General features: G+C 67.5%; 15 protein-coding genes. 2 read left to right on the plus strand and 13 right to left on the minus strand.

Features of this window, described 5'->3' with window-relative positions:
- Positions 1–36: 36 nt before the first annotated feature.
- The 11 genes from ACO0LV_RS06265 to ACO0LV_RS06315 all read right to left on the minus strand — a co-directional run bounded on the left by ACO0LV_RS06265 (position 37) and on the right by ACO0LV_RS06315 (position 14,287).
- Positions 37–1,278, minus strand: coding sequence for an ROK family transcriptional regulator (locus ACO0LV_RS06265; RefSeq protein ID WP_424787019.1), 1,242 nt, complete (start codon positions 1,276–1,278; stop codon positions 37–39).
- Between the two features lie 290 nt (positions 1,279–1,568).
- Positions 1,569–2,309, minus strand: coding sequence for a carbohydrate-binding family 9-like protein (locus ACO0LV_RS06270; protein WP_424787020.1), 741 nt, complete (start codon positions 2,307–2,309; stop codon positions 1,569–1,571).
- A gap of 87 nt (positions 2,310–2,396) precedes the next feature.
- Positions 2,397–3,359 (minus strand): SMP-30/gluconolactonase/LRE family protein, encoded by a 963-nt coding sequence (locus ACO0LV_RS06275; RefSeq protein WP_424787021.1) that lies wholly within the window; start codon positions 3,357–3,359, stop codon positions 2,397–2,399.
- A 19-nt stretch (positions 3,360–3,378) separates the two neighbouring features.
- A complete protein-coding gene (gene dgoD / locus ACO0LV_RS06280) occupies positions 3,379–4,527 on the minus strand; it encodes a galactonate dehydratase (RefSeq protein ID WP_424787022.1) in 1,149 nt (382 codons plus the stop codon).
- Positions 4,524–5,243: a FadR/GntR family transcriptional regulator gene (locus tag ACO0LV_RS06285; protein ID WP_424787023.1), complete on the minus strand. Its 720-nt coding sequence runs from the start codon at positions 5,241–5,243 to the stop codon at positions 4,524–4,526. The genes dgoD and ACO0LV_RS06285 overlap by 4 nt, the downstream gene beginning before the upstream one ends.
- 26 nt (positions 5,244–5,269) lie before the next feature.
- Positions 5,270–5,998, minus strand: coding sequence for an SDR family NAD(P)-dependent oxidoreductase (locus ACO0LV_RS06290; protein WP_424787024.1), 729 nt, complete (start codon positions 5,996–5,998; stop codon positions 5,270–5,272).
- A 34-nt stretch (positions 5,999–6,032) separates the two neighbouring features.
- Positions 6,033–8,129 (minus strand): alpha-galactosidase, encoded by a 2,097-nt coding sequence (locus ACO0LV_RS06295; RefSeq protein ID WP_424787025.1) that lies wholly within the window; start codon positions 8,127–8,129, stop codon positions 6,033–6,035.
- Complete coding sequence (locus ACO0LV_RS06300; protein WP_424787026.1) at positions 8,126–9,004, minus strand: carbohydrate ABC transporter permease; 879 nt, start codon at positions 9,002–9,004, stop codon at positions 8,126–8,128. The genes ACO0LV_RS06295 and ACO0LV_RS06300 overlap by 4 nt, the downstream gene beginning before the upstream one ends.
- An 18-nt stretch (positions 9,005–9,022) precedes the next feature.
- Entirely contained in the window at positions 9,023–9,985 is a 963-nt protein-coding gene (locus ACO0LV_RS06305) for a carbohydrate ABC transporter permease (RefSeq protein WP_424787027.1), read from the minus strand.
- Positions 9,985–11,298, minus strand: coding sequence for an ABC transporter substrate-binding protein (locus ACO0LV_RS06310; RefSeq protein ID WP_424787028.1), 1,314 nt, complete (start codon positions 11,296–11,298; stop codon positions 9,985–9,987). Before ACO0LV_RS06310 ends, ACO0LV_RS06305 begins: the two co-directional genes overlap by 1 nt.
- A gap of 106 nt (positions 11,299–11,404) precedes the next feature.
- The gene (locus ACO0LV_RS06315; RefSeq protein WP_424787029.1) at positions 11,405–14,287 is read right to left on the minus strand and encodes a sugar-binding domain-containing protein; all 2,883 of its coding nucleotides are present in this window, start codon (positions 14,285–14,287) and stop codon (positions 11,405–11,407) included.
- 169 nt (positions 14,288–14,456) lie between these two features.
- Here ACO0LV_RS06315 and ACO0LV_RS06320 point away from each other — a divergent pair, with 169 nt between their 5' ends.
- Positions 14,457–15,356, plus strand: a complete 900-nt coding sequence (locus tag ACO0LV_RS06320; RefSeq protein ID WP_424787030.1) for an AraC family transcriptional regulator — start codon at positions 14,457–14,459, stop codon at positions 15,354–15,356.
- Between the two features lie 61 nt (positions 15,357–15,417).
- Here the strand turns inward: ACO0LV_RS06320 and ACO0LV_RS06325 are convergent, their stop codons facing one another.
- Both ACO0LV_RS06325 and ACO0LV_RS06330 read right to left on the minus strand, forming a co-directional pair.
- The gene (locus ACO0LV_RS06325) at positions 15,418–15,774 is read right to left on the minus strand and encodes a cupin domain-containing protein (RefSeq protein WP_424787031.1); all 357 of its coding nucleotides are present in this window, start codon (positions 15,772–15,774) and stop codon (positions 15,418–15,420) included.
- Entirely contained in the window at positions 15,771–16,061 is a 291-nt protein-coding gene (locus ACO0LV_RS06330) for a DUF4287 domain-containing protein (RefSeq protein ID WP_424787032.1), read from the minus strand. Before ACO0LV_RS06330 ends, ACO0LV_RS06325 begins: the two co-directional genes overlap by 4 nt.
- Positions 16,062–16,201: 140 nt before the next feature.
- On the opposite strand from ACO0LV_RS06330, the gene ACO0LV_RS06335 reads away from it, so the two are divergent.
- Positions 16,202–16,810 carry a TetR/AcrR family transcriptional regulator gene (locus ACO0LV_RS06335; RefSeq protein WP_424787306.1) on the plus strand — a complete coding sequence of 203 codons (609 nt, stop codon included), beginning with the start codon at positions 16,202–16,204 and terminating at the stop codon, positions 16,808–16,810.
- Positions 16,811–16,887 lie beyond the last annotated feature (77 nt).

The raw sequence follows: 16,887 nt of genomic DNA on the forward strand, positions 1-16,887 counted from the left end.
GATTCGGGTCCGGGTGGGGTGGCCGGGTCGGCCGCGTCAAGGTCGGGCTCCTCTCTCGAGGGGGACGTACCGGTTCTGTTCCAACTCGTCGAGGCAGTGCCGGATCCCGCCCTGCACGACGGCGTCGGCGCCCAGGGTGGAGACCTGCAGTTCGGGTAACTCCAGCGGGAAGTCCACCAGCGCGGAGCGCAGCGCTTCCAGGAGTGGTTCACCGACGCGGGCCAGCGGGCCGCTGAAGACCACCAGGTGTGGGTCCAGCAGGGTGCGGATCGCGGCCAGGCCGATCGCGAAGCGTTCGGCCACCCGGGTCAGGGCGGTACCGGCGTCACGATCGCCGGCCTGGATGGCGGCCAGGACCAGGTCCAAGGCGTCGTCGCCCGCGTCGAGGACCTGTTGGGCCCGGCCGGCATCGCCGGACCGGGTCATCTCCTCCACCGCGAGCGCGGTCAGCGCGGACGCCCCTGCCCAGGCCTCGAAGCGTCCCAGGCCGGAATCGGTGGTGCCGTGCCCGCCCTCGGCTATCACGTCCAGGAAGCCCAGGTCACCGGCGTCGTTCGTGGCGCCCCGGTACAGCGAGCCGTTCAGCACGATCCCGGCGCCGATGCGCTCGCCCCAGTGCACCACCACCAGCGATTCGTCGTCGCGGCGCACCCCGTGCCACTGCTCACCGCGGGTGGCAAGTTTGACGTCGTTGTCGAGGTAGACGGCGCAGTCCAGGTACTCCCCCAGGGCGCGGACCGCGCCGTCGCCGCTGAGGCCGGACATGGAGGGCACCAACCGGATCACGCCCGCGGTGGGGTCCACGATGCCCGGGGCCCCGATCGCGGCCGAGTACACCTGCTCCGGTGCGGTCCCGGCCCGGGCGAGTAGTTCCCGCACCTCTTGCACCATCAGCGCAATGGCTGCCTCGCCGTCGGCCCCGTGCTCGAGCGCGGCCTGCCGGGAGGTGACCATCTCCCCGCGCAGGTCGGCCAGGCCCAGCCGGATCTGGTGCGGGTCGATGAACGCGCCGACGACGTAGCCCGCCCGGGCGCGGAAGCGCACCAACTGGGCCGGTCGCCCCGAGCGCTTGGCGTCGCGTTCGGGGGGCAGGTATTCCACCAGACCGACGTCCTGTAGTTCGGTCAGGGACCGGGTGACGGCCTGGCGGGAGAGTCCACTGGCCTTGGCGAGTTCGGCCACGCTCATCCGGTCCTGGCGGCGCAACCGCTCCAGGACGGCAGTCGCGTTGACCTCGCGCATGAACCGCAGATCCGCCGCCACCGGCATGTCCGCCATCGGTCCTCCTCGACGCTCACGCCCGGTTCTTCGGGGCGCCGGCCCACGGGACTTCCGTGGGCTCTGCGTCGAAGCATACTTACGTGCTGTACGAAATTAAAGAGCCAAGTTCGATCCCGCACGTCAGCGGCACCGAACGCGCGGACTTTGAGGTCCCCTTCCCCATAGGGGTGGTCCCGGCCGACTTGGTCCGACCCGCGCCATAGGCGGTCCGGCTCAGGCGTGAGGGCCGGTGCTCCGCGTCCTCACTGCGCCAGGGTCGCTCCGGAGAATTCGATCGGTGTGAACTTCTACGGGCGGTGGTTGTCATCGCTGCCCACCGGCGTCCATGCCCAGCCCACGTTCTGGCCGAGTTCGGCCAGGCGCTCGTAGCGGGCGAACTGGAACATCCAGACCTCACCCTCACGCGGTGGTAGGGACCGTTCCCCGGCGAACCCGTGCAGCGACTCCCACGGGATGCTGATCAGCGCCTCCCACCCCACATCCACATCGGAGTCATCGTTCAGTGTTCCGTCCAGTGCCACCTGGGTCTGCAGGCCGGGCATGTCCCAGTCGGTGAAGGCCCACCGCAGGCCGCGTGGGTGCGTGCCGGTCCAGAACGTCTCCGCGTTCCGGTCATGGTTGCCCCCGAACGTGATCGCGCCCCGCTTGATCGGGTCAAGGTCACGAACCAGTTCGCTCGTGGAGCCCGTCATGGCGTCCTGCCAGAGGAACAGCGCCTCGTAGACCACGTTGCGGGCATTGACCTCGAGTTCGTAGTAGACGTCGCCGCCGTCGATGAACAACTCGACGTTGTTCTCGTTGAACAGCAGCGAATCGCGCTCCTCGAAGGTCGCGTTCAGGAAGGGCTCCTGCACCCAGTACTTCACATACAGGTGGCGGCGGCTCCAGACGACGGCTGCATGGGTGCCAAGGGTCGCCGGCTTGCCGTTGACGATGTTCACGAAGCGCGGGGACTTCTCCGTCAGGTCCCAGAACTCCGACCGGACTCCGACATCTGCCGCCTGCGCATCGGTCAAGCGTTGTGCCACGTACGACACGGTCAACCTCCTACCGGCGACCCCGCCGGGTGTTCGAAACTGGGTGTGAGTGAGTGACGTCCCTGACCCGCGGGGCGCTCAGCCGAACGCCGCCGCAGGGATGCCCGCCACCGTCGACGGAGCGGTGATGACACGGCCGTCGTGCTCGCCTGTCTCATCGAGTCCGATCGTTGCCGAGGTCACGATCACCCGGTAGGGCGGTTCGACGCTCAGCGCCACACTGGTCGGCTGGCGCACCGGAACCGGGATGCGCTCCAACAACGTCCCCTCCGGTGAGTAGCGGTGCAGGCAGGAGGCGCCCCAGATCGCCGACCAGAGGCACCCCTGGGCATCAACGGTCATGCCATCCGGGCCACCCTCACCGACATGGGCGAAGTCCTGAGCCGCGCCGAGTTCACCGGTCGCCGTATCCACCCGGTGCCGGCGGATCCACCCGGTGGGGGTATCGGCGAGGTACATCACGGCACCACCAGGGCTGAACGCCGGCCCGTTCGGGATCGAGATGCCCTCCAGCACCAGGTGCACGCCGCCGTCGGGATCCATGCGGGCCAGGAAACCCTGCCCGTGCGCGCCGTCGTAGGCCATCGCACCGGCCCAGAAACGGCCATGAGGGTCGGCCACCGCATCGTTCATCCGCAGCGCCACGCCACGTCCGGCGGCTGGGGTAGCCAACACCTCGGTCACGGCCAGGCGCCCGCCGTCGCTGCGCAGCCGCGCGAACCCCTCTCCGACCGCACCCACCCAGGCCGGCTCATCGCCCTTCACCTGCGCCACGGCACCCAGGGGGCGGTCGAGCTCGGCGCGCAGGGTCAGCCCGCCGGCGGGCTCGCCCGTGGTACTCAACAGTTGTCCGCGAAGGAGGTCCACGCACACGAAGAACGCTCCCTCGCTCCCGCCGGCAGCCTCGCCCTCGGCATCCCCGAAGGAGACCGAACCGAGGAACCGGGCGCCCTCCCCCAGTTCGAACCGGCGCTCATCCACCGGCCGCCACGCCCCGGTGATGACCGACCCTTCCGAGCCGGTGCCAACCTTGCTGTTCATCGGTTCCTGCTCCTTCATCTCACCACTCGGCGAATGACCCATCGGGGTGCTCCCAGACCGGATTGCGCCACGTATGGGCCCGGGCATCGGCGGCACGGACGGCGTCCTCATCGACCTGCACCCCTAGTCCCGCGCCGTCCCACCGTTCGATGTGCCCGTCCTGGAACTCGAACGGTGTGGTGTCGACGACGTAGTCCAGCAATTGCGTACCGCCGGTGTTGTAGTGCATGCCGATGGACTGTTCCTGGATGAGGAAGTTGGGGGTCGCGAAGTCCACCTGCAGGCACGCGGCGAGCGCGATCGGGCCCAGCGGGCAGTGCGGCGCGAGCAGCGCACCGTACATCTCGGCCAGGGCAGCGATGCGGCGGGACTCCGAGATACCCCCGGCGTGGGACAGGTCCGGTTGGACGACGGCGACGCCCGCCTCGAGCGGGGCCTGGAAACTCAGCCGGTCGTACAGTCGTTCCCCGATCGCCAGCGGAATCGTGGTGCCGGCCACCAGGGCCTGCAGTTGCGAGCCGAACTCGGGCAGCACCGGTTCCTCGACGAACAAGGGCGCCACGGGCTCGAGGGCCCGCAGCAGCCGCCTGGCGTCGGCGGGGCCCACCCGGCCGTGGAAATCCAGTCCGAGCCCGAAGTCCTTGCCGGTGGCCGCCCGCACGGTTTCGGCGCGGGCCACTGCGGCATCGACGCTGGAGGCCGGCGCGAACGGGTCCCACCGGCCGGTGGCGTTCATCTTCACCGCCGTGAGCCCCGCCTCCGACTGGGCCACCGCGGCATCGGCCACCTGCGCCGGGTCGTCTCCGCCGATCCACCCGTACACCCGCACCCGATCTCGCACAGCTCCGCCGAGCAGCACGTGCACCGGCACACCGAGCGACTTGCCGAGGATGTCCCACAGCGCCTGGTCCAGGCCCGCGACCGCGCTGGAGAGCACCGGGCCGCCACGGTAGAAGCCTCCTTTGGTCATCCGTTGCCAATGGCGCTCGATCTGCCGCGGGTCCTCACCGATCAGCAGTTCGGACAGCGCCGCGACCGCGCCGCGAACCGCTTCGGTGCGCCCCTCGACCACCGGTTCCCCCCACCCGATCAGGCCGTCGTCTGTTTGCACGCGACAGAACAGCCATCGCGGCGGGACGGCGAAGGTCTCGATCCGCGTGATCTTCATGTCGTCTCCGGCTGTTCGGCACTCATCACGCGTTCGACGTCGGCGATGCTCTGATCCACCAGTGCCTCCGCAGCCGCGGCCGCTTGCTCCGGGTGCTGGGCCGCGATCGCCTCGACCACGCGCTGGTGCGTGGGCACCGGGTCGCTGGTGGAGTGATCGTGCACCAGGTGGTCCCGGGCCAGCAGTGCCGGTTCGACGAACACCGCCATCTGGGCGAAGAGCTCATTGCCGGTGGCGCGCAACAACACCTGGTGAAAGACGAGGTCCGCCCGGGCGGCCTCCTCCGAGGTACCTCCCCGGGCGCGCTTCATTCCCTCCAGAGCGCCGTGCAGCGCCGTCAGGTCTACCTCGGTGCGGCGCTCCGCAGCCAGGGCCGCCGCTCGCGGTTCGATCGCCGAGCGAACTTCGGCCAGGTCGCGGAAGAGCGCTCGGGAATCACCGTTGACCTGCCGCCAGCGCAACACATCGCTGTCCAGGGCGTTCCACTCCGAACGGGGGCGCACGAAGGTGCCCTTCTTCTGCCGCGCGTCCAGCAGCCCCTTGGCCATCAGTACCTTGATCGCCTCTCGCAGTGACGTCAGGGACAGTCCCAGTTCATTGCCCACGGCGGCCAGGTCCAGTACCTCCCCGGGGGCGAACGTTCCGTTGACGATGCGCGTGCCGAGCAGTTCCACCGTCTGCCCGTGCACTCCGCGGCCCTTGTATCGGCTACTCACTCATCCTCCGTAGTCTGCCCGCGCCCTCAGGCGGAGTCCTTGGTGATGCTCCACCCGCCGTCGACGGGGATGGTCGCTCCGGTGATGTAGGAGGACCGGTCGCTGAGGAGGAAGGCAATCACCTCAGCCACCTCCTCCGGCTCACCCATCCGGGCCAGCGCCGTCTGCCGGCCACTGCGCTGCCGGTCCGCCTCGGAGACCCCGTCCCACAGCGCGGTGCGGATCGGCCCTGGGGTGACGCAGTTGATCCGCAGGCGCGGGCCGTACTGCGCCGCGACCTGCCGGACCAGTCCGGTCTGACCTGCTTTCGTCGCGGCGTAGCCGGGCACGTCGAGCAGCCCGAAGTGGGCGTGCACCGATGACACGATCACCGCACGTCCCTCACCTTCTCTGACCAGATCGGGCAGGCACGCGCGCAAGCCGAGGAAGGCCCCGGTCAGGTTGACATCGAGTTGGCGCTGCCAGGCCTCGGGAGTCATCTCGTGCAGCGGATGGGTGTCGGTGGCCAGGGCGTTGAGTACGAGCCCGTCCACCGGGCCGAGGCGATCGTTGGCCTCGGCCACCGCCCGCTGCCAATCCTCGGCCGAGGCCACGTCGGCGACGATCCCGTGAGCCCGCCCACCCAGTTCGGCGGCACGCTCGGTGACCTGTGGGTCGACGTCGGTCAGTGCCACCCGCCACCCAGCCCCGAGCAGGTTCTGCGCCGTCGCCTGACCGATCCCGCGCGCTGCGCCGGTCACGACTGCTACAGCCATCCTCTGTTCCCTTCTGATCCGCATCTCCCCTGCTCTACGCGACCTTGCGCAGCACGATGACGTCACAGTCGCCGTACCTCCACCGCACCGGCACGCCCGCCGAGGCCAGTTCCGCACCGCTGAGCACGTCGTCGTCCCCATCCTCGCAGGCGAACCTTCCGGCAGGCGTGAGTCCGCCCAGCGGGATACGTGATTCTGCGCGGCCCCCGTGACGTTTCCACGCCAGCACCACGATGGCGTCATCGGTCGTGTACTGCAGGGCGTAGACGTCATCGCGGGGGTCGCCGTGGCGCCGCACCACACCATCGACGATGATCCGGCGTATCGATAGGTACCGCTCGATGAGTTCCCGGGCCCGCTCCCGCGCGGCGGTATCCCAGGCAAGGAGGTCCGAGCCGATCCCGAGCACCCCGGCCATGGCGACGACGAAGCGGAAGTCCGGGCTCGCCGGATCGGTGTCGATCAGGTCCGGTTCGTCGGTGACCCACGAACTCATCGTCCAACTGGGAAAGGCGCTGAGATATCCGTGCTGGATCGCCAGCCGGTCCCGCGGTCCGGTTTCGTCACTCGGCCACACCACGTCGGTGCGCGCCAGGACCTCCAGGTCGATCCGACCCCCACCTCCGGCACACGCCTCCACCGTGACGTGCGGGAACTCCGCGCGGATCACGTCCAGGACCCGGTAATAGGCCTGAGTGTGCAGCCAGGACCAGTCGTCCCCACCCGCTCGGACCTGGCCGCCGTCCTCGATGGAGCGATTCATGTCCCACTTCAGATAGGTGATCTCATGAGCCGAGAGCAGACTGCGCAGCACGTCGATCACCCACGCCTCCACCTCCGGGCGCCCCAGGTCCAGCACGTACTGGTTGCGCAGGGTGCGCAACGGCCGTCCCTGGGCGTGGTGGACCCACTCCGGGTGGGTGCGGTAGAGATCGCTGTCCGGGTTCACCGCCTCCGGTTCGACCCACAACCCGAACCGCATCCCGTGCTCGAGCACACCCTGAACCAAGGTGCCCAGGCCGTCGGGAAACTTGTCAGGATCGGTGTCCCAGTCACCCAGGCCGCTGCGGTCGGAGTTGCGCCCGCGGAACCACCCGTCGTCGAGGACGAAGACCTCGGCACCGATCTGCGCCGCTACCTCCGCCAGCGCCAGCTGATGGTCCGCACTCACGTCGAACGTGGTGGCGTACCACGAGTTGTACACCACCGGCCGGTGATAAGAATCGGTGGACCGGGACAGGGTGCGTTGGTAGTCGTGCCAGGCCCGGCCGACGCGGTCGGCATCTCCACGGATGCGCAGTCCCGCCACCACCGGCGTGGTCAGGTGTTCCCCGGGGCCGAGGGTGAAGATCCCGCTTTCGTCGTCGGACCCGCCCGCCACCCGGATCCGCCCGGTGAACGGCACCGCATCGGCGCTCATCCGCCACGAACCGCTCCAGCCCAGCCCGATCGAGTGGGCCAACTCCGGATCCTGATCCGAGCGCACCGTCAGCACCGGTGCGTAGGTGTGGGAGGTGATCCCTTGCCGGCTGCCGATGCTGAGCGTGCCCGCGCCGAGGCCGACCCGGGCCGGGGTGAACTCCCGGGACCAGTGCCCGTGCAGGACCTCGACCGTGGCGCCGGTGGCGTTCACCTCGAACGCACCGCCCCAGGCGCGCAGCAGTTCGGTGGCGACGGGGCTGGTGTTGCCGATGGTGGCCCACTTCTCCACCACGTCATGGGTGGTGGAGGTGCGGATGTGCAGGTCCACTTCGAGGCCTGCGTTCTCATCCACCAGGGGGCAGGTCAGATGGGTGGTGTCCCCGTGATGGACGACGACGTCGCTGCGCAGGCGCAACCGCGCCCCCCGCAGGCCATCGGTGCGGCGTGCGATGATCTCTGCCGAGTGCACCGAGCGGGTGCCCAGCGCGGTGGCTTCGAGGGGCAGCAGGTCACCTTCGCTTTCGAAGGACGTCGTTCTGCGTGGCAGTGCGGCCGGAGGAATGTCCTGCCTGGGCTCACCCCAGTGGCGCAGCATCAGGCCGGCACCATCGGGCGTCAGGCCCACCACGTACGCCCCCGATTTGGTGGGCAGGCGCCAGGTCCGGTCGGCGTCGCCGGTGCGGTCACCGTGCTGTCCGGATGCGTTCACTTGTCACTTCCCACAAGGAGCCCGGAGACGAACTGTTTCTGGAAGATGAAGAAGACGATCGCGGTGGGCACGGCCGCGACCAGCGCGCCGGCCGCGACGACGTTCCACTGGCTGCCGAAGCCACCCATCAGATTGAGCAGTTGCGCTGTGATCGGGAACTTCGCTTCACTACGCAGCACCGTCATCGCCCAGATCAGGTCGTTGAAGATCCAGGTCGTGGCGAGCACCCCGAGCGCGGCCAGGGAGGGGCGGGACAGGGGAAGCACGATGCTGACGAAGATCCGTCCGGCACCCGCGCCATCGATCCGCGCCGCATCGAAGACCTCATCGGGCAGGTTCCGCATGAACCCGTACAGGACGAAGGTGTAGAACCCGATGCCGAACCCGACCTGGACCACCGTCAACGCCAGGAGCGTGTCGTAGATCCCGAGCGCGCCGGTGATGGCCGAGATGGGGACCAGCAGGATCTGCGGGGGCAGCAGATTCCCGGCCAGCATCGTCAGCAGAATCACCTTGCGGAAAGGGATCGCGAAGCGGCTCAGCGCATAGGCGGCGATCGAGGACAGTGCCAGGGAGAGCACGACACCGGCTGCGGTCACGATCAGGCTGTTGCCCAGGGCTCGCCACAGTCCGCCACCCCCGAACGCGGTCACGTACCCCTCGAATGACACCGAGGTCGGAAGGGCGCCGATTCCGCGGCTCATGATGTCATCGAACGAACGCAGGGAGACGAAGACGACGAAGATGATCGGGCTGAGCCACAACAACGAGATGGGCACCATCGCGACGTGCAGCCAAGGGGAACGGGATGTGCGCGAGCGGCGCCGTGATCGGGTGGGGACCATCGACGGTGGTGCCGATGCTGGAGCAGTCATGTCGAAGGGCCTCCGCTCTCAGTCTTCATTCCTGGCCTGCCGGGCCAGGTAGACGATGATGAATCCAATGGCCAGGGCGAAGATCACCACGGAGATCGCCGAGGCGTATCCCAGGTTCCCCGCGGTGAAGGCCTGCTGGAACATGTAGGTGCTGAGCAGTTGGGTCTGGTTGTAGGGCCCGCCCCGGGTCATCGCCCAGACGATGTCGAAGGTGCGTAACGCGTCGATGACCGTCACCGCGAAGACCACGGTGTGCACCCCCTTGAGTTGGGGCATCACGATGCGCCAGAAGCGTTTCCACGCGTTCGCGCCATCGACTGCTGCGGCCTCCTCCAGCGTCTCATCGCAGGCTTTCAGGCCGGCAAGATAGAGCACCATGATGTAGCCGACCTGGCGCCACACCGCCGCGATCAGCACGGCGTAGAGCGCCAGGTCGGGATGGGCGAGCCACTGGCGTTGGAGTGATTCAAGTCCGATCAAGCCCAGCGCACCGTTGATCGGACCATCGGGGGCGTACATGACCCGCCAGACCAGGCCGGTCACGACCAGAGAGACCACCATCGGCAGGAAGATCGCGCTACGGTACGCCCCCACCATCGGCCCGGGCTTGTTCAGGGCAACCGCAAGGGACAGCCCGATGGCCACCGAGAGCGTGCCGAACCCGAGGAGCCAGACGACGTTGTTGCTCAGCGCGGTCCGGAAGATCGGATCGGCCCACAGGTCGGCGAAGTTCTGCAGACCAACCGGCTCAGCGGGTGTGATCCCGTTCCACCGCGTCAGCGACAGCGACAGCGAGTTCAGCGCCGGCCAGAAGACCCAGAAGATCTCGAAAGCCACGGGCAGCAGCAGGAAGACCCACACCAGCGGCGGAACCCGCCGGAGCCGCTCCCAGGCCCGTGCTCGAACGCCCCGCTGCTCGCCTCCGGTCGGCGGCGTGCTCGATCGATGAGGCAACGCCTGGGTTGCGCGCTGGCCTCTCATCAGTCGAATGTGGCTTCGGCAGCCTGCTGCCATTCGTCGAGGATCTCCGCCACCGAGTCCGGATCGTCCAGGAAACGGGTGAGCGCGGCGTCAGCCGTCGCCTGCAAGGCGTCGGACCCGTCCCGGTTGAAGAACTGGGTGATCTCCTCGGTGTTTTCCAGCAGTTCGATCCCCTTCTGCACAATGGGACTGAAGCCGGAGGTGTCCACATCGGGTGAGGTGGGCAGGTTCGAGGTGCCGGAGATCTCGATGAAGGCCTCTTGGCTCTCCCTCGAGGCCATGTAGTCGAGGAAAGCCAACGCCCCCTCCGGGTTGTTGCTCCCGGAGGCAGCGAAGAACCCGTCGGTGGGGGCTTCCTCGGCTGTCGGTACCCCGTCGTTGATCATCGGCACGGAGAAGAAGTCGACATCATCGTGCTGATCCTCGGGGAAGAACTGGGTGACGAACGCCCCGACCAGGTACATGGCAGCCTCGTTCTGCACCATCGGTGTGACGGCTTCCTGCTCGTCATAGGAGGCCATGTTCGGGTGGAAATAGGGAATGAGCCGTTCGTACTCGGCCATCACGTCGAAGACCTCCGGGTCATTGAAAGCCCGTTCCCCGGCAAGCAGTTCTCGGTGGTACTCCGGACCGTTGATCCGCAGGTTGAGGTAGTCGAACCATCCCGACGCCATCCACGGCGTCGGCCCGATCCCGTTGGTCAGCGGGATGACGTCCTGGCCGCTGAGGTTCTCGCACAGGGCGTGGAACTCATCCCATGTGGTCGGTGGCTCCACCCCCCATTCCTCGAACGCGGACTTCTTGTAGAACACCGACCACCAGTAGTAGTGCGTGGGGACGAAGATCTGTCGCCCTTCGTCGTCGCTGGACAGGCTACGGAGCGCGTCGGAGAAGTTCGCACACGCGCCGTCACCCTCCCAGAGCGGGGAGACGTCGAGTAGAAGCCCCTCGCGCGCATAGTTCCGGGCCACCGAACCCGCATACCAACTCAGCACATCCGGCGGATCGTTCGATCGCAGGTAGTTGGTCAACTGGGCACGGAACTGCTCGGTCGCGACCGAGTTCATGGTGACGTCGCCGTCGTCGTACTCCTCGACCAGGTGCTCCAGCGCCTCCAGGGGTCCGGGGTTCTGCTGCGAGTTCTGGAAGACGATGGATCCGCCTCCGCCGTCCTCGTCACCCTGCCCGTCGCCGCCACCGTTCGGGGCGCTACCACCACCGCCCACGCAACCGGCGAGCATGCCGCCGAGGCCCAGCGCACCACCGCCGAGCAGCAGGTTCCGGCGCGAGATCTGTGTTCGCGAGTGACTCATCACTCCTCCTTATGACGTCATCGTCAGCGGGGGCCGGGGCGCCGCCCGCGTCATGCTCACACGAGTCTGCTCCCCGGCCACAGTGAATGTCAACCTATTATAGGTTTTAATCTGCTCGACGATCTGACTGCGGCGGAGCAGCTTGGAGCGCGTCGGCAAGCGTCTGCGCGTCGATGCTGGAGGCGGGGGCGAAGTCGTCGCTGGCCATATACGCCAGCAGGCTGCGCCGGAACTGCCGGGCCGCCAGCCTGCCCTCGCTCGGGTCCAGGTTCAACGAGGTCACGACCAGGCGGCCGGCACCGATGTTCACTTCGAACAGCACGCCCAGCCGCCGCGCCTCGAACCATGTGTCGATGACCTGCACAGTGGGCCGCAGGGACAGCGGGAGGTGATCCATCACGATCGCCTTCGCCCCGTGGAGCAGGTCCCACCACTGCCAGTTGGTCGCACCGTCGGTCGGGAAGGCGTCGAACAACCGGTGGTCCGGATCATGCAGCAGCCCGAGCGTGTGCGGGGCCTGTCCGCCGGTCCATGCGGTGTTCCAGAACACCGGGGCGAACCCCAGGGCGATGTCGTTGTGCACGTCCTCCGGCTGCAGTTCGAGCAGGACTCGCTCACCCCCGGTGGCGAGTTCGATCGCTTCCTCGATACGCGTGCTGGTGCGCACTGCGGACTCCTGAGCCGGCTCGCCGTCCTCCGCGAAGATCCACAGGTCCCAGTCGTTCTCATACCGGGCGCCGTCCGCGCCCTCCAGGGTGAGCACCAGTGTCACCTGCGCGGGGCCGGTGCACACGCCGCTGGGCAGGGCGACCGGGCCGCTGTGGGTGCCGTTGCCCAGGGGCACGCGCAGGTCCTGGGCGATCGACCCGCCGGCCAGTTCCTGTCCAGTACGGTCTCGCAAGCTCCAGGTGAGGCCCGCGTGCAACGGCTCGGGGCCGAAGTGGGCGATCTGGGCGTCGAAGACGATCGCCTCATCGCTTCGCCAGACCCGGCGCGGAAGCCTGGCCAGTGGCACCGTGGGGCCGCTGAACCTCGCGAACTCCTCCGGCGTGCAGTATCCCTTGGACTCCCAGAACGCGTTCAGCACACCGACCAGGGCCGTGCCCTGCCCCGGGAAGTCGGTCAGGCCGAGCAGGTGGAACCCTGCGAATCCCTCGGTGCGCAGCGCTGCTTCGATGTCCTCCTTGTAACACAGAGCCTGCAGGCGGCCGGAACTGTGCAGGAAGTCGTCGGCCTGGTCGAGCATCCCCGAAGCCTGGAGGAAGTCGGCGAAGATGCCGAAGTTCCGCGGTTGCATCAGACCGGTGTACTTCGAGACCTCGTTCAGGTCCGGGTGGGCGCACCACTGGCCGATCTCGTGGCTGATGATGGGGCGGGGCGAAGCGGCGACCCACTCGCGGTAGTCGGACCGCGTCTCCGGCGGGGTCGCATTCAGCCGGGACTCCAGGCCCTCGCCCCAGCGGTGGGCGCGGGGGGCTGGGATGTTGTCGAAGTCGTTCTCCTGCACGGCCGGCCATCCGGCTCCCGTGGTGTACAGCCGCCGGGGGTCCTGGGTCCGCCAGGCGTTCACCCACGCGGTCAGGAACTCGACGTCCCGGCCGCCGGGTTCGTTCCCGTGAGCCATCATGATGAAGGACGGGTGGTTGCCGTACTCGCGCAGGATCCGATGGGTCTCGTCGATGAGGAAGGCATCCACATCCCGGCCCTCACCGAGTGCGGCGCCTTGGTTCGCCCACACCGGTGCCTCGACCTGCAGGTAGACGCCGGCTTCATCGGCCGCCGTGAAGGCAGCCTTCGGCGGGCACCAGGAGTGGAATCGGAGCAGGTTGAGGCCGTGGCTGCGCAGTACCTCCAGGATGTGGCACCAGGAGCCGACGTCGGTCGGGGGGTAGCCGGTGAGAGGAAAGACGCAGGATTCCAACGTGCCTCGGATGAACGTTCGCTTGTCGTTGATCGTCACCTGCGTGCCCTCCACGCCGACCTCGCGCAGCCCGAAGACGGTGGTGGCCTCGTCGTGGTGCACCCGCCCGGAGGCCTCGGCCACCAGGTGCACCGTGAGGTCATACAGTGCCGGCTGGAACTCGTCCCAGGTCATCGCCTCCTCGCCGAGGGGAAGCTCGATATCGAGGTGGGTGCCACCAGCGGTCAACCCACGCTCGGCCAGGTCGCGGCCGTGATCGACCTCGAACGGTGCGGTCACCGGGCCGATCACGTGCTCACCGGCTCCGTTCCGGCGCTTGGCCGACAGCTCGATCCGCCCGTGCTTGGTGACGGCGGTGCCGGTGAGGATGTCCACCTTCACCAGGGCGGATCGCCGGCGCACGTCCGGGAAGACCCGCACCTGATTGATCTGGACGTCGTCCTGGGCGCTGAGGCTGATCTCCCCGATGATCCCGTTCCAGTTGCCCTGGGTGTGGTCGGAGACGCTGTGCGCGTTCGGGCCGACATTGACCACGGCGCGGTTGTCGACGCGGATGGTCAAGCGGTGCCGGCCGGGTTCGAGGCGCCCCAGGTCGTGGCGGTGGGCGGTGCTCAGGCTCGCTTCGATCCCGACGCGGCGCTCATCGATCCAGACGGTCGACTCCCAGTGCACGCGCTCGAGCGTGAGCTGCACGCGTCGGTCGGCCCAACCCTCGGGGACGTCGATCTCGCGTTGGAACCAGGCCGCTCCCTGGTAGTACACCTGGGGTTGCAGCCAGAAGGGCACGCTGATGTTTCCCGGCTCCCGGTACGGCGCGTACCGCTCGTCGGTGAAGAAGGACCGGTCGACGATCCCGCCGGTCCAGGGTGTGTCCAGGGTGACGTCCGCACCGATGCCCTGGTGCTGCAAGGACCCGGGCAACGCGACCTCGGGACTGTCCTGCGGCAGTGGCGCTCGAAACCACTGGTCCAGCTCACCGACCGAATCAGGGTCCAGCCGGCACTGCCAGGTACCGGCGATGTCGAGTTCGCGGACACCACTGTCGAGGTTGCGCGTAGTACTGGTCACTTTCGGTGATCCTCCCGGGGTTCGTCCCCACACTGCGAGATCGGGCCGATTCGCCCGACATGGATCCAACAACGGTCAGGCCAAACGTAGGATGGCTGGAGAGCACGGGTGAAGGGACTCCTGAACGCACCTACATGGATGATCCGCTGAAACGGCTACCCTTGGCCCCATGAGCCTCGAAGCAGGCTTCCCGGGGGAGCGCGTCCGGATCCTGCCACCCGCCGTCGCGCGAGACGCAGCGACAGCGCCGGTGACGAGAGATCTCCTGGTCACCGACTGCGGGTGGTACCCCCGCGCGAACAACCACGGGCGTTCGCGGCGATGGGGCACCGACGCCATCGTGGTGATCGTCTGCTTGGCCGGTCGAGGCTGGTACGCCGATACCTACGGACGCCGAACCATCACGGCCGGACAGGCCCTCGTCATCCCGTCGAGCCTGGCCCACAGGTACGGCGCCGCAAGGAGGGACCCCTGGACGATCGCATGGATGCACGCCTCCGGACCCCATGTGCGTGCGTTCGAGGCAGCCCTCCCCGATCGAGGTGGGCGAGGTCTGGTGGTCGACCTGCACGACCCCTTGAAGGTGCAGGCACTCATGCGATCACTGATGGAGACGCTGGAGGTCGACGACAGGCTTCCCACCCTGATGCGGGCGAGCGGTGCCGCGTGGGACGTGCTCTCCCAGTTGGCCGCAGATGTGGCGGAAGGTCCGCCCAGGCGTCAGCAGCCCGTCATCGACGTGCTGTCCCATCTACGGCTCAATTTCGACCAACCGGTGGCCGTCGCTGAACTTGCGTCGATGGCCGGGTTCTCGCGTTCCCACTTCTCCGCCCTGTTCCGGGAGGCGACGGGGCAGAGTGTCGGGGCTTACGTCAGGCGCCTACGAATGGCACGGGCCTGTGAGTTGCTGGTGACGACCGGGCTGCCCGTCGGCGTGATCGGACGGTCCGTCGGCTACGACGATCCGCTGTACTTCTCGCGCCAGTTCCGCCTTGTTCATGGACGCAGCCCCACGAACTTCCGCGAGCAGAAGGGCACGACGGTCGCCGCCGGGATGGCCGAGGACTAGTCCGGCATGCCGCGCGGCATTGCGCGGTGGGCGGGTCAGGCCGCAGCCGCGGAGTAGATCGCTATCGCGACGAAGGTGGTGGTGTGACGAATTCTTGGATGATGCTTCCCGAGGCGTGGATGCAGAGCATGTGCAGGTCCGCCGCGCCAGTGTTGCGGAACCGGTGAATGGTGTGGGCCGGGACCGTGACGATATTGCCTGCCTGGGCTCGGAGTTGTTCTTCGCCCGTCTCGATCTGCACGTCACCGTCGAGAACGACCCATGTCTCGGTGTACGGGTGCCAATGGAAGTCCGGGCCCTTGCCAGGCGGTGTGTGAACCCAGAACAGCGAGACGTCCGCACCGTGGTCACTGCCTTCAAATCGCGTGGTGGCTGAACCGGAGAGTTGCAGTGCGCTTCGATCGGCGACGGTGATCATTGCGGCTTGGTGGCTTTGCCGTCGAGCCAGAGCGTGTCGGACTCGTCTCGGTGGGACCCGGCCGTGCCGACGTGCTTGGCGTCGATCCTCGGGCCCTTCTTGATGACGTGGACCAGGGCCATACCGTGGCCGCGCCCGAGCCCGTAGTCGTCATTGAGCCATTCGAGGATGACGCCGGCCTTCACATCGGGGGCGTCGTAGCCACGGGTGGTGGCGATTTCGAGGAACTGGCGGGGGGTCAGTCCGGTCTGGTCCTCGATGGTGTCGAGATATGCCTGGAATGACATCGTGGGTCCCTTCTTCGGTTGTGTGGGTAGTCCGTATCGGCGGGCCCTGCGCCTGGACTGCTGAGCGCCACTCGGAGCGTACGGTACCGTTCAGTACTGACTCAAGATGTTATCCACACAAAGAGGAAGCCTGAGTGCACGTGTCCAGATCGGCGCAGAAGCGCGAACTCATCCTTGAACGCGCGATCGACGTCTTCACTGCCCATGGCTACGTGGGCACCACGACCGATCAACTTGCTGCAGCCGCATCGGTGTCGAAGCAGACGCTCTACAAGGAGTTCGGCGACAAAGAGGGCGTGTTCGCCGCACTGATCCAGTTTGCTTGCGATCAGGTCGATGACCCCTTCGCGCCGCTGGTCGAGCAGATGCACAGCATCGCCTCGGCCGATGAGGCCGTGGAACTGATGGCGACGCAGTTCACGCGGTCGATCATGTCGCCATACGTTCAGCAGTTGCGCCGTCTGGTGATCGCCGAGGCGACCCGGTTCCCGCACCTGGGGATGCTGTACTGGGAGGAAGGATTCCTTCGCGTGGCGAACTCGGTCGCACGCTGTCTGTCAGTCCTCGCCGACCGAGGGTTGCTGGACCTGCCGGATGCGCAACTCGCGGCCCACCACTTCGCGGGGATGCTGCTGTGGATCCCCGGCAACCAGACGATGTTCGCCGTCTCACAGCCTCTCGATGAGCCGGAGTTGATCGAGACCATCACAGCGGGCAGCAAGGCGTTTCTTCGCGCCTACCGGCCCTAGCCAGCCCACCGTTGCGGTAGTGCAAGAAAAAGACCTGACATCCATGGTCGCGATCTTGTCCGCCGGGCTTGTCGCGG

It is taken from the genome of Pseudactinotalea sp. Z1739 (assembly GCF_049725055.1).
Lineage (GTDB): Bacteria > Actinomycetota > Actinomycetes > Actinomycetales > Beutenbergiaceae > CALKWS01.